This window comes from Shuttleworthella sp. MSX8B (assembly GCF_000524295.1).
Taxonomy (GTDB): domain Bacteria; phylum Bacillota; class Clostridia; order Lachnospirales; family Lachnospiraceae; genus Shuttleworthia; species Shuttleworthia satelles.
In genome coordinates, this window is the sequence record NZ_JAQT01000012.1 from 15,331 (window position 1) to 28,921 (window position 13,591).

The window sequence follows — 13,591 nt, forward strand, 5'->3', positions numbered from 1 at the left end:
TTATGGCACTGATGGAAGTTCACTATTCCAGTTTCGCAATGGGATCCAATATCAGCTTGAACGTCTTTGTCCCGACGCCGGGATCTTCCGAGGCGATCACGGACATCAACGCAAGTCCCAAGTATGATTACTGTCGGGGGCTGCCTGTCTTATATCTTTTGCATGGCGCTTTCGGGGACGCTTTCTCCTGGATCAGGTACTCGAATATTGACCGCTATGCCCAGGACAGGGGGATCGTGGTGGTTATGGCGTCCGCGGAGAATTCTTTTTATCAGAACCTGAAGGGCGGCAGGAGGTACTACGACTTCTTTACCGAGGAGCTCCCGACCTTCATCCAAAATGTTTTTCCTGTATCCAGGGACCCGGCCAGGACCTATATTGCCGGTTTTTCCATGGGAGGCTATGGGGCCTGGTATCTGGCAAACAGAAGGCCGGATTTGTTCTCAAAAGCAGCATCCATGTCCGGCGCCCTGAATATCGCCTCGGTAATCAGCAATCCGCCTGAGGGGGTCTTCCCCCTTGAGAGCGCCTTTGCCGATGTGAGGGATCAGGATGGCAGCTACCGGATGGAAGGCAGCCGGTATGACTTGAAGACGCTGATTGCGGAGAACCATCAGAGGGGATGCCTGCCCCGGCTCTACCAGGCTGTGGGAAAGAAGGACATTCTGTATGAGGATAACCTGGCAATGAGAGACTGGGTCAGAAGTCAGGGCATTGCCCTGACCTACGAGGAAGGACCTGGCGCCCATGACTGGGATTTCTGGGACGAATATATCAGACATATCCTGGACTGGCTGCTGGAGGATTGACCGGTGAGGGTAGGATAAGGAGGATGAAATGAGAGATCGAAGTAAGGAAGCGGTGATGAACGAATTTGAGGAGCGGGCAAAAAAGCCCTTTGGCATTGCAGATAAGATCGGATATGCGGCCGGCGATTTCGCCAACGATCTGACCTTTGTGATTGTCGCCCTCTTTATGCTGAAGTTCTACACCGATATCATGAGCGTGCCCGCTGTCCTGGTGGGGATCCTGATGATGCTGGGGAAGTTTGTGGATGCATTTACTGATGTGGCCATGGGACAGATCGTTGACCGAAGCTCTTATACCGCCAAGGGCAAGTTCACTCCCTGGATCCGCAGGTTCATGGGGCCGGTCGCAGTTGCCTGTTTTCTGATTTTTGCCCCCTATATGGCGGGGGCTTCCATGGGAGTCAAGGTTGCCTGGATGGCAGTTACCTATATCCTCTGGGGCTCCGTCTGCTACACCGGGGTGAATATTCCCTATGGATCTATGGCCTCCGCGATGACGGAGGATCCCAACCAGCGCCAGCAGCTGTCCACCTGGAGAAATATCGGTGCGACGGTTGCCCAGATTGTCATAGTGGCTGTCCTTCCTCTGATTGTCTACCAGACCGACGCCCAGGGACACCAGGTGCTCAGCGGGGATCACATGATGGCTGCCGCCGGCGTCTGCTGTGTCTTGGCGGTTTTAGTCTATATCGTCTGCTATGCCCTGTCTACCGAGCGCGTTAAAATCGAGACGAAGAAGGAGGAGCAGAAGAATATCCTTCAGATCTTCGGCATGCTCTTTACCAACCGTGCTTTTGTGGGGATTATGAGCTCTGCTCTGGTTCTCCTTCTGACACAGCTGACCTGGTCCGGTATGTGGAGCTATGTCTATCCGAACTATTTTAATGATAAGACCTTTATGTCGATCGGAGGTTTCGTCAATAACATTGTCGTACTGCTGCTGGCGACTGTCATTTCCAAAGTCACATCAATCACCGGAAAGAAGGAAATCGCCGTGGTCGGAGCCGCTTTCTCCGCCGTCATGCTCTTTGTCACATATGCCCTTCAGGTAAAGAGTCCTCTTGTCTTTATGATACTGGCAGCTGTCACCTATGTCGGGCTTGCCCTCTTTAATCTGGTATGCTGGGCAATGATTATTGACGTCATTGATGATGTGGAGATTCGGACCGGCAGCCGGAATGACGGAACGGTGTATTCCGTCTATTCCTTCGCCCGTAAGCTGGGGCAGGGTCTTGCCACCGGGCTGACCGGCTGGCTGATCTCTTTGGTTGGCTACAGCAAGGAAACCGCGTTTGATCCGTCTGTCACCCAGGGAATCTATAATTTGGGAACTCTGGTTCCGGCCATCGGTTTTCTTGTGATGGCGCTTCTGCTCTTCTTTATCTATCCCCTGAGTAAGAAAAAAGTCCTGGAGAATAACGCCGAACTAAAAAAACGCCACGCCATGAGATAATGCGCGGGTGTCATAAAATAACAGAGCTATATTTTTTCGTTTCAGCCAATAGACAGCAGGACATGATTATAGTCGATAAATAGTAGAACATGGTTAGGCTGAATTTATCCTAAAACTCGTATATTCTATAAGAAAAGATCACGGAAGTGTTCACAATGACTATAGATACAAATACGATGATCTCCATTTCTGAAGCAAATCAGAATTTCTCCAAGGTGGCAAGACTGGTAGATGAGCGTGGCTCTGCTGTTATTTTAAAAAATAATGTGCCGAGATATCTTGTGATTGACTTCAGTAAGGCAGATAAAGATGCAGTTGCATCAGATGAGGATGTGCTGAGTATTTCTAAGAGGCTAATGGCTCAAAACAAGGAAGCATACGAGGTACTGGCGAAATGAAGAAATTGAGTAAAGAGCAAATTTTATTGCTCCATACTCAGCTGATCAAGGAAACCGGAGGAAGGAATTGGTCTCTCTGTCTTGAGTATCAATTGATTTATATGAGAAACAGCAAATCAAATTGGTTTGCTGTTTTTTAAGTGGTCATTCAAAGCAGTCAGGAAGGTACAGCCCGGAAATCTGTCGTCTGCCGCCAGTCGAAATACATAAGGTTTTCTCTCTGCAGGTTATTTTAAAGGAGAGAATTTGCGCAGACGAGAGGAGAGAGAGTATAATATACCAATCTATGGCTATCAGGGAGAAAAAATGAAAATCTGGATCAGTCGACATGGACAGACAAATCTGAACCGGGACCATCTCATGCAGGGGAGGACGGATGAGCCACTGAATGAGACAGGCCGCAGGCAGGCAAGGGCGGCCAGGCGGGCCGTGGAAGAATCCTTGGGAGAGGTGCCGGTCTTTGACGCAGTCTACGCGTCGCCCCTGGATCGAGCCATTGAGACGGCCTGCATTTTGTCCGGCAGACCCAGAGAGGAAATCACCATTGATCCCCGCATAACAGAGACTGATTTCGGAAGGTATGAGAGACGACCCTATTGGGCTCTGGGGCCATGGATGGGTCTCTACTGGTCCTGCGCGGACTATCTGCCCTGCCCGCCCACGGTGGAGCCCCTGCAATCCATGCGCAGAAGGTCGGCCTCCTTCCTCAGGGATCTTGAGCAAGCGGGAGAGGCCTGTGGCTATGATAATGTCCTGGTGACCTGTCACGGGGGAATTACGCGGACTTTGATCGGCTATATGGAGAATGCCCCGCGGGGGGTGGTCTGGCGGCCGAGGATGAAGAACTGTGAGATTAGAGTCTTCGAGAGCCGGGGCGCAAATCGCCGTTTTCTGCGGAGGATTTTGCCTGCGACAGATTAGCTCCTGCCAAATCAAGTCGCAGACAGGGACTTCCGCGGGAATCACTCTCTGTGGCAGGAAGACAGAGGGCGGACGGGATTTTGATTGAAAGAGAAGTCCTTACTGGACGGGAAGCAGAAAGAAAAGTGATCCCGGAGGATCGCGGGATACATGCAGGGAGATGGGAAGGAAGATGAAGAGAGAGGAAGAGTTCGAGTGCCCCTACTGCGGCTGGGTTCCGGATGCGGGGATGGAGAATATCGCCTGGGAGCACTGCCCCAACTGCCTGTCCGGGCTTCACGACTATGATCGGGAGGGAAATGCCTGCGGGGGTGAATTGGAGCCGATTTCCATCTGGGCCAAAAGCAGGAGTCAGGGACGGATCATTCAGCGCTGCGTCATCTGCGGTGAGCTGCGGACAAGTCCCATTACAAGGCACGATAATCCAGTCAAGCTGATGAGTCTGGCGGCAGGCCCGCTGGGAGCTCCGGCATTTCCGGTGGAACGCATGCAGGAGCTCCTGGATCTGATGGGGGGACAGGGGTCTATGGAGGGCTGGAATCGTGAACAGAGAGAATAAACGCCGCAAATATGATAAGAACTACTATATGAAGCATCCGGCGGTAGACTCCTTCAAGTGCAAAAACTGCGGCTGGCTGATCGTCTCAAACGGGGCCGGATCCAATCATCGCAACCACTGTCCCAACTGCCTGTACTCCAAGCATGTAGACAACCGCCCGGGCGACCGGGCAGCAGGCTGCGGAGCTCTGATGGAACCCATCGGGGTCTGGGCCAGATCCGATGGAGAATGGGCCATTATTCATCGCTGCACACACTGCGGGGCCATGTCGTCGAACCGTATTGCCGCGGATGACAATCCCATGAAGCTGATGGCCCTGGCACTGAAGCCCTTTGCCATGGACTACTTCGACAGGGACCGCTTATCTTCTATGCTGGAGACTATGGAAGATCAGGGAAATCTATTCTAAGGAGAGTGAGTTATGGAGAGACAATTGCCGGTGATAACCATTTCCAGGCAGTATGCTGCCTATGGATCTACCATTGCGAGGAAGCTGTCAGAGCGCCTGGGAATTCCCTTCTATGACAAGGACTTTCAGAAGCGGGCAGCTTTGGAATCCGGTTACGGGGAGGATGAGGTCGCCAGAGAGGGAGAGGAGATCTCCAGGGGCTCCATGTTTCTGAACACGGTACTCAATAACTCTGCCGCCTACACCTCATCTCACGATGAAATCAACCGGGCCCAGCGAAAACTGATTCTGGAACTGGCCCGGGAACACCCCTGTATTATTATCGGCAGGTGCTCGGACTACACCTTGAAACAGGCGGGAATCGATGTCTTTCGCGTCTTTCTTCACGCGGATTTAAAGAGCCGCAAGGCCCATGCGAAAGAGCTTGGCGGCTATACCGGAGATGTACTCAAGTATATTGCTCACAGGGATCAGCTGAGGGAGAACTACTGTAAGCAGTACACGGGACATGTGATGGGAGACAGCCGCCACTATGAGATCAGTCTGGATGTCGGAGCCATTGGAATCGAAACATGTGTCGATGTCCTTGCAAAAATCATCACAGAGAAATATGGAGTGAATCATGAGCGATAAAACAAATCAAGGCGGAACATTTACCGGACAACTGGGATTTGTCCTGGCGGCGGCAGGCTCTGCGGTCGGTGTCGGTAATCTCTGGAGATTTCCCTATCTGGCAGCTAAGGACGGCGGCGGTCTGTTCATCCTGATCTATCTGATTTTGGTTGTCACCTTCGGCTTCACCCTTCTGACTTCAGATATTGCCATCGGGCGAAAGACGGGAGTATCCTCTGTCAATGCCTATGCCAAAATGAAGAAGGGCTGGGGTTTTCTGGGAATTCTCACTTTCTTCGTCCCGGTTCTGATTATGACCTATTACGCGGTGATCGGGGGATGGATTTCCCGCTATATCGTCACCTATCTGATCGGGGAGACCCAGGCGGCGGCCGGGGACAAGTATTTTACCGGCTTCATCACAGGGGAAATATCCCCTGTCGTCTATGCTCTGATCTTCATGCTGATCACCGCGTTCATTGTCTACAAGGGTGTTGAAGGGGGAATCGAGAAGGCCTCCCGCTTTATTATGCCGCTTCTCCTTCTGATGATTATTTTCATCGCGATTTTTGCCCTTTTCCTGCACCACCGGGACGCGGACGGGGTCAGCCGAACCGGCCTGCAGGGGCTGGCTGTCTATCTGACGCCGAATCTGGAGGGCCTGACCCTGGGGCGTTTCCTGCAGATCCTGCTGGACGCTATGAGCCAGCTTTTCTTCTCCCTGTCTGTATCCATGGGAATTATGATCACCTATGGCTCCTATGTGAAGAAAGACGTCAACCTGTCCAAGTCCATCGCGCAGATTGAGATTTTTGATACCCTGGTCGCCTTTTTGGCAGGCATGATGATCATTCCGGCCATTTTCGTCTTCTCGGGAACGGAGGGGATGGGAGCAGGACCCTCCCTTATGTTTATCTCCCTTCCCAAGGTTTTCGCGGCCATGGGGGTCGTGGGACCGGTCTTTGGCCTGATTTTCTTTGTCATGGCGGCCTTTGCCGCGCTGACCTCCTGCGTCTCTGTCCTGGAGACCGTAGTGGCCAATTGCATGGAGATCTTCCACAGCGAGCGCAGGAAGACGACTTTGATTGCGACGGTGATCTACTGCATCGCCTCTGTGATCATTGTCCTCGGCTACTCTGTCTTCTATATGGAGATCAAACTCCCCAATGGCTCTACCGGTCAGCTTTTGGATATCATGGACTATATCTCCAACAGTTTCCTGATGCCCTTTATCGCCCTCTTGTCTACGATCCTGATCGGCTGGGTGGTCGGGCCAAAGTATGTGACGGATGAAGTGGAGTCCTCAGGGCACAGGATGAGCCGGAAGGGCCTCTATGTCGTCATGGTGAAATTCGTGACCCCCGTCATGATGCTGGTCCTCTTCCTGCAGTCCACCGGCCTGCTCAATTTCCTGAAATAGGAAGGCTTCCGGGAATCATCTCAGGAAGCATAGGTTGATTCACAGGCACAAATAGATTTCAAACATAAATGGATTCCAGGTATCAATAGATTCCAAGCATGGATGGATTTCAAGGATAAATAAATTCTAGGTATCAATAGATTCCAAGCATGAATGGATTTCAAGGATAAATAAATTCTAGGTATCAATAGGTTTCAGGCATGAATGGATTTCAAGGATAAATAAATTCCGGGTATCAATAGGTTTCAGGCATAAACAGATAGCAGGTATAAAAATTTTCTCCGCGAACAGGAGAAGAACAGCAACAGGGCCCCCGCAGGACAAAATCGTCCTGCGAGGGCCCTGTTATCGTCTTGCTGAAGATTGTGAGAAGCCGCTGCTAAGAGCATGGACTGCTCTGACCTTGCCCTGCATCCGCCCTGTAAATGGGGACTGTGAGAGGCCGCTTGAGGGCTTAATCCTCCCGGTCCATATGGGTCTTGAACTTGGACTGGGGGATCTTGTACTTGGCCATATAGCCGGCAACCAGAATCTCGAAGTTGTTGTCCTTGGCCTCACGGGCTCTCTGGACGAAATCGTGGGTGACGAAGTTGTTGTCGTTGGTAGCCATCATGTAGACAGCCATATTGGCGCAGTGGTCAGCGACACGCTCCAGATCGATTGTGATATCGGAGAGGACAAGGCCCATCTCAATCGTGCACTCGTTGTGCTGCAGACGGCGGGCGTGATGATCCTTGATCTCCATATTGAGGAAGTCGATGGTGTCCTCCAGAGGATCGACGCTGCGGGCCAGCTCCAGATTGTTGTCGTCGAAGGTTCGCATGGTCAGATCCAGGATCTCGCGGACAGCGTCGGTGAAGACTTTGAGCTCTTCCTTGGCCGCGTCTGAGAAGGACTGACCCTCCTCCCGCATTTTCGTAATGGAGCTGGCGATGTTAAGCGCATGATCGGAAATGCGCTCCAGATCGTTGGTGGAGTGGACATGCATGGTCAGGCGGTTGGCCTCGTGTTCCGTGTGGGTTCTGGTAGACAGAAGGGTCAGATAGGAGTCCAGTCGATCTTCATACTGGTCGACCAGGGCCTCAAGGCGAATTACATTTTTGGCCTTCTTCTCGTCGTACTCGAAGATCAGGTCCATAGCATCATTCATGGCCTCATTGGAATGCCGGAACATCTCCATGAGAACGACCTTGGACTGGTCTAAGGCCAGGACAGGAGAGTCCAGGAAACGCTCGTCCAGGACGTCGAAGGTGTGCATACTCTCTCTGGCCCGGGTCTCCTCCTCAGTGATGGGGAAGACGGTCTCAACCATCTTGACCAAAATGTCGGAGATGGGAAGTATGATGGCGACAGCCGCGATATTGAAGATGGAGTGAAAGATGGCGATGATGACAGGGTTGGCTGCCTGATACATGACGGGGAAATGAAAGAGCAGGTTTAAGGAGTAAAAAGCGATCATGAAGGTAAAGGTCTTTAAGATGCAATAGAACATCTGAATCCAGGCGGCGCGTTTGGCGTTGCGGGAGGCTCCGATGGAGGAAATGACTCCGGTCAAGGCGGAGCCGATGTTCTCTCCCATGATGATGGGAATGGCGGCGCCCATGCTGACGGTTCCTGTCGTGGACAGGGCCTGCAGGATACCGATGGAAGCAGAGGACGACTGGAGGATAGCGGTCATGATCAGTCCGGCCAAAAGTCCCAGGATGGGATTGGAGAAGGCGGTCAGAAGACTGGTGAAGGCCTCGTTGTTAGAGAGAGGAGCTGCCGCTGCCGACATAGAGCTCATTCCAATTAAGAGAATGGCGAAGGAGAGGAGGATGGAACCGATGTCCTTGGTCCGCTCCTTCTTGGCGGCCAGGAACATGACCAGGCCGATGAAGCCGAGAATGGGAGAAAAGTTAGCCGGTTTAAAGAGCTGAAGAATGATATTGTCCGAGGTAATGCCGGACAGGGACAAGAGCCAGGCGGTGATGGTGGTACCGATATTAGCGCCCAGGATGACGCCGACAGACTGGGTCAGGCTCATGATGCCGGAGTTGACGAAGCCGACGCACATGACGATGGTTGCCCCGGAGGACTGGATCAAAGCAGTGACCAGCATTCCCAGGAGGGCTGCCTTCCACTTGTTGGAAGTGAGGGTCTCCAGGATCTTCTCCAGGCGTCCGGAAGATACCTTCTTGAGCGAGTCGCCCAGATACTGGATCCCATAGAGGAAGAGAACCAGACCGCCGATCATCTGCAGGATAATGGTGATGTCCATATGTATATCTCCTTTTCGCGTTAGGGGGGCTATGGCCCATACACCGCTTATTCTACATTGCAAGGGGAGGTCTTAGCAAGAAAATAGATGCAAAACCAGCCACAGCGTCAGCCAGGAGCTGCAGAAATCAACCGCAGAAAACTCTCTCCGATTTTCTATGGAAAGGTATTTTTCTGGAAGCTATAAGGGGATTCCTATGGAAGCTATATAGAAGTTTAAATTAATTTGCATGTGTATGCACATGTATAGGTAAAATAAATATTCTATATAAGCGAAGCAAAAGGAGAAGCAAAAGGAGAAGCAAAAGGAGAAGCAAAAGGTGAAGTAAAAGCGAAACGATAGGTGAGAGGGGGGAGAATGTTAAATATAATCAAAGAAAGAAGATAAATTTATACATTAAAACCAGAAAATCAATATGATACTATAGACAAGAAAGATCAGTGCCTGTCCGCTCGCGGACGAAAAGAATGGGAGGGAGTCCTGTAATGAAACATGTGGAGAAATATACGAGGCAATATTTTCTACCCCCAGTCTTTATGTCAGACTGGGTCAGAAAGGATCATTTGGATCGTCCGCCCATCTGGTGTTCTGTCGACCTGCGCGACGGCAACCAGGCCCTGATTGAGCCCATGGGACTGGAGGAGAAGCTGGAATTCTTCCGTATGCTGGTCGAGGTCGGATTCAAGGAAATCGAAGTGGGATTTCCCGCCGCCTCCGAGACGGAATATGATTTCATGCGGGCTCTGATTGACCGCGATATGATTCCCGAGGATGTGACGGTACAGGTGCTGACCCAGGCCAGACCGCACATTATCAAGAAGACCTTCGAGGCGGTCAAGGGCGCGCCGCACGCTGTGATCCACCTCTATAATTCCACTTCCGTCGCCCAGAGAAATGTGGTCTTCCGCAAGAATAAGGAGGAGATCCGGAAGCTGGCGACAGAAGGGGCAAAGATGCTTTTGGACCTGGCAGAAAAGACAGAGGGGGACTTCTCCTTTGAGTACTCTCCAGAGTCCTTTCACGGGACAGAGGTGGAGTATGGACTGGAGGTCTGCAACGCCGTTCTGGATATCTGGAAGCCCTCCGCGGACAGGAAGTGCATCATTAATATTCCGGGGACGGTTGAGACGGCGATGCCCCATGTCTTTGCCAGTCAGATCGAATACATTTCCAAGAATCTGAAGTACAGGGACAATGTCATCCTGTCCCTACACCCGCACAATGACCGGGGCTGCGCGGTCGCCGACGCGGAGCTCTGCTGCCTCGCGGGAGTGGAGCGCGTTGAGGGGACACTCTTCGGCAATGGAGAGAGGACCGGAAATGTGGATCTTGTGACCCTGGCGATGAATCTCTATTCCTACGGCGTCGATCCGGGACTGGATTTTTCGGATATGCCAAAGGTTCGGGGAACCTATGAGCGCCTGACACAGATGCGTGTTCCTGCCCGCCAGCCCTATGCTGGAGACCTTGTCTTCTCCGCGTTCTCCGGCTCTCATCAGGACGCGATCGCCAAGGGGATGGCAGCCAGAGAGAGAGAGACGCAGGGCGAGCCATGGACGGTTCCCTATCTGCCCATTGACCCCAAGGATGTCGGCCGCAATTATGATAAGGATGTCATTCGCATCAACTCCCAGTCCGGCAAGGGCGGCGTGAGCTATATCCTCCAGCACAACTTTGCCTTGACCCTTCCCGCCAAGATGAAGGAGTCCGTGGGCTATGCCATCAAGCAGGTATCCGACGAGACCCATCAGGAACTGTCGCCGGACGAGGTCTATAAGGCCTTTCGGGCCAGATTTGTGGACCCCATGCCCTATTTCGCGGTCGAGGACGCGGAGTTCAAGCGTATGGGGGAGGCGGTTGTCGCCCAGGTAGAGATCCGCAGAGGAGACCATGTGAGCAAAGTGGAGGCCATCGGGAACGGACGCCTGGACGCGGCCTCCAACGCGGTGAAGGAATTCTTCGGCGTCAGCTATGAACTGGTTGCCTATGAAGAGCATACCCTGTCAAGAGGGTCTGCCTCCAAGGCAATTGCCTACGTGGGAATTTCTACGAGCGAGAGGGATTTCTGGGGAGCGGGAATCAATGAGGATATTCTGACTGCCTCAATCCATGCTCTCTGTGTCGCGGTCAACCAGCTGCCGAAGATCGCCGCGCAGGATAAGAGCGCGGATGCAAGGCTTACAGATATGCTCGACTTTATTCGCAAGAACTATCGGAATGTCACCCTGGAGACCATGTCAAAGACCTTCCACCTGTCAGAGCCCTATGTCTCCAAATACATCAGGGAAAAATCCGGCAAGACCTTCGGTGAGCATGTGACGGCAGAGCGAATGAAGAGAGCGAAGGGCCTGCTCAAGAACGGTGTCGCCACGGTGGAGAGCATCGCCTATGAGTCAGGCTATGCCAATGTCGAGCATTTCAACCGTACCTTCAAGCGTCTCTTTGCCATGACTCCCCTGGCCTATCGCAACAGGGAGAACGGACTCCCGGTTGACAAGAAAAGGCGCAAAAGCTAAACTGTAGGCACTTATTGACAAAGGCGTTGACGGAGACAGTAACAGATTCCAGAGAGACTCGCCAGAGAGGATGCCCCAGGCTGGAAGACATCCGGGTTTCGGAATCTGCCAAGACCACTCCACAGCTTCAGACCCCAAGCTTGTACCATCTTTTGACATGGACTGTGTGACAGCGGGTGTGTAAGGTCTGACGGTATCCCCCGTTACGGGAGAATGAGTGAAAGCTTAGGTGGAACCGTGCAAGAAGCACCCTGGGCGCGCATGCAAGGCGCACCTGGGGTGTTTTTGATGACAATGGAAGGATCGCGAAGCGCGCATCCTGTTGTCGCCGACAGGGAAATGCTTACAGAAGAGTGTACAGGATGATCCTGGATCCTAAGTGACAGGATGATGCATCCGATGCGATCAGCAAAAGGAGATACGCAATGGAGAGAGAGGAATTCTTACAGGTCTATCGTCATTCCCTGGCCCATATCCTGGCCAAGGCTGTCATTGAGCTCTATGGCCCCGAGACCCAGTATGCCATCGGGCCTCAGATCGACACGGGCTTCTACTATGATTTCAAGCTGCCCGTATCCATCACCGAGGATGATTTTCCAAAAATCGAGGCCAAGATGAAGGAGATCTTAAAGCGCAAGGAGGACTTTACTCGCGAAGAGGTCACCCGCGATCAGGCTCTGGAGATTTTTCGGGATCAGAAATATAAGACAGAGATCATTAAAGACCTGCCCGAAGACGCCGTGATCACCGTCTATAAGACCGGCGACGACTTCACGGATCTGTGCAGAGGACCTCATGTGGATAATGCCAAAGAGCTCATGTCCGCGGCCTTTGCCATCCGATCCACCTCCGGCGCTTACTGGAGGGGAGACGAGAAGAACGATACCCTGCAGAGAATCTATGTGGACGCATTCCCATCCAAGGAGGAGCTCAAGGAGCATCAGAGACTGCTTCGCGAGGCCAAGGAGAGAGACCACAAGAAATTAGGACCGGCACTGGAACTCTTCATGTTCCATGAGTCCGCTCCCGGAATGCCCTATTGGCTGCCCAGGGGCTGGAAGCTCTTCAATGCCCTGCTCGATTACTGGAGAAGCGTACATGAGCGCCATAACTACCTGGAGATCGCGGCCCCGGTCATCAACAATCAGAAGCTCTGGGCGACCTCCGGTCACTGGGGACACTATAAGGAGAATATGTTTATCATCCCGGGGGAGAAGGAGGATGAGTCGGATTATTACGCGGCCAAGCCCATGAACTGCCCCAATGCCATCATGTTCTATAAGAACGGTCTGCGCTCCTATCGTGATCTTCCCTTCAGGGTTTCCCAGGTGGATGTCATTCACCGCAAGGAGAAGTCCGGAGAGCTCAACGGTCTCTTCCGGGTGCAGATGTTCCGTCAGGATGATGCTCATATCCTGGTGACGGAGGATCAGATCGCCAGTGAGATCGCGGATATTATGTCTATCGCGGATGAGATCTATTCCACCTTCGGCCTTACCTTCCGCGCTGAACTGTCCACCAGACCGGATGACTTCATGGGAGATATCGCGACCTGGGATAAGGCAGAGGCGGAGCTCAGAGAGATCCTGGACAACATGTATGGGGAGGGTAATTATGACGTCAATGAGGGGGACGGCGCCTTCTATGGACCCAAGATTGATCTGCAGATGAAGGACGCTCTGGGAAGAGAGTGGCAGATGGGGACCATCCAGCTGGACTTCCAGCTGCCCCTCAACTTCGGGCTCAAGTACGCCGCTCAGGATGGAAGCGAGAAACAGCCGGTTCTGATTCACAGAGCGATCTTCGGCTCCATGGAGCGCTTTATCGGAATCCTGATTGAGAACTTCAAGGGCAGCTTCCCCTTCTGGGTATCCCCCTATCAGGTCGGTATCGTTCCCATCCGAACCAGTCACAACGCCTATGCCGAGAAGATCCAGGAGGAGCTGCGTTCCATGGGGATCCGTGTGGAAGCCGACTACGCGGACAAGAACATGAATGAGAAGATCAAGCGTTTCAGAACCCTGCGTGACCCTTATACCTTAGTCATCGGCGACAAGGAAGTGGAGAATGGGACGGTATCTGTGACGGTTCGGGGGCAGAAGGAGCAGATTCATGATCTGCCTCTGGCTGATTTCTGCGCCATGTGCAGGAAACTTCAGATGGAACACCTGAAAGATCTGCTGACCGGACCGGTCGGAAACGAAAACGGATGACAGCAGTGTCATAAGCTTATA

The 13,591-nt window shown here is 52.5% G+C and carries 11 protein-coding genes; 10 read left to right on the plus strand and 1 reads right to left on the minus strand.

Annotated elements, in window-relative coordinates; genetic code table 11:
- The first annotated feature begins 2 nt into the window (after positions 1-2).
- From HMPREF1508_RS03005 to HMPREF1508_RS03040, 8 genes are all read left to right on the plus strand, one after another.
- Positions 3-809 (plus strand): alpha/beta hydrolase, encoded by an 807-nt coding sequence (locus HMPREF1508_RS03005; protein WP_044959293.1) that lies wholly within the window; start codon positions 3-5, stop codon positions 807-809.
- Between the two features lie 28 nt (positions 810-837).
- Complete coding sequence (locus tag HMPREF1508_RS03010) at positions 838-2,262, plus strand: MFS transporter (protein WP_084640218.1); 1,425 nt, start codon at positions 838-840, stop codon at positions 2,260-2,262.
- A gap of 155 nt (positions 2,263-2,417) precedes the next feature.
- A complete protein-coding gene (locus HMPREF1508_RS03015) occupies positions 2,418-2,660 on the plus strand; it encodes a prevent-host-death protein (RefSeq protein WP_044959295.1) in 243 nt (80 codons plus the stop codon).
- A 246-nt stretch (positions 2,661-2,906) separates the two neighbouring features.
- Positions 2,907-3,581 (plus strand): histidine phosphatase family protein, encoded by a 675-nt coding sequence (locus HMPREF1508_RS03020; RefSeq protein ID WP_242834487.1) that lies wholly within the window; start codon positions 2,907-2,909, stop codon positions 3,579-3,581.
- A 172-nt stretch (positions 3,582-3,753) separates the two neighbouring features.
- Positions 3,754-4,140, plus strand: coding sequence for an RNHCP domain-containing protein (locus tag HMPREF1508_RS03025; protein ID WP_198015552.1), 387 nt, complete (start codon positions 3,754-3,756; stop codon positions 4,138-4,140).
- A complete protein-coding gene (locus HMPREF1508_RS03030; RefSeq protein WP_044959297.1) occupies positions 4,124-4,549 on the plus strand; it encodes an RNHCP domain-containing protein in 426 nt (141 codons plus the stop codon). The genes HMPREF1508_RS03025 and HMPREF1508_RS03030 overlap by 17 nt, the downstream gene beginning before the upstream one ends.
- A gap of 12 nt (positions 4,550-4,561) precedes the next feature.
- Positions 4,562-5,182: a cytidylate kinase-like family protein gene (locus HMPREF1508_RS03035; RefSeq protein WP_006905847.1), complete on the plus strand. Its 621-nt coding sequence runs from the start codon at positions 4,562-4,564 to the stop codon at positions 5,180-5,182.
- Positions 5,172-6,581 carry a sodium-dependent transporter gene (locus HMPREF1508_RS03040; RefSeq protein ID WP_044959298.1) on the plus strand — a complete coding sequence of 470 codons (1,410 nt, stop codon included), beginning with the start codon at positions 5,172-5,174 and terminating at the stop codon, positions 6,579-6,581. Before HMPREF1508_RS03035 ends, HMPREF1508_RS03040 begins: the two co-directional genes overlap by 11 nt.
- Before the next feature lie 454 nt (positions 6,582-7,035).
- Here HMPREF1508_RS03040 and HMPREF1508_RS03045 read toward each other — a convergent pair whose 3' ends face one another.
- Entirely contained in the window at positions 7,036-8,841 is a 1,806-nt protein-coding gene (locus tag HMPREF1508_RS03045) for a Na/Pi cotransporter family protein (protein WP_044959299.1), read from the minus strand.
- Between the two features lie 485 nt (positions 8,842-9,326).
- Between HMPREF1508_RS03045 and HMPREF1508_RS03050 the strand changes: the two genes are divergently transcribed.
- Together HMPREF1508_RS03050 and thrS are read left to right on the plus strand one after the other, a co-directional pair.
- Positions 9,327-11,357, plus strand: coding sequence for a 2-isopropylmalate synthase (locus HMPREF1508_RS03050; RefSeq protein ID WP_044959301.1), 2,031 nt, complete (start codon positions 9,327-9,329; stop codon positions 11,355-11,357).
- A 425-nt stretch (positions 11,358-11,782) separates the two neighbouring features.
- Complete coding sequence (gene thrS / locus HMPREF1508_RS03055; RefSeq protein WP_044959303.1) at positions 11,783-13,570, plus strand: threonine--tRNA ligase; 1,788 nt, start codon at positions 11,783-11,785, stop codon at positions 13,568-13,570.
- Positions 13,571-13,591 lie beyond the last annotated feature (21 nt).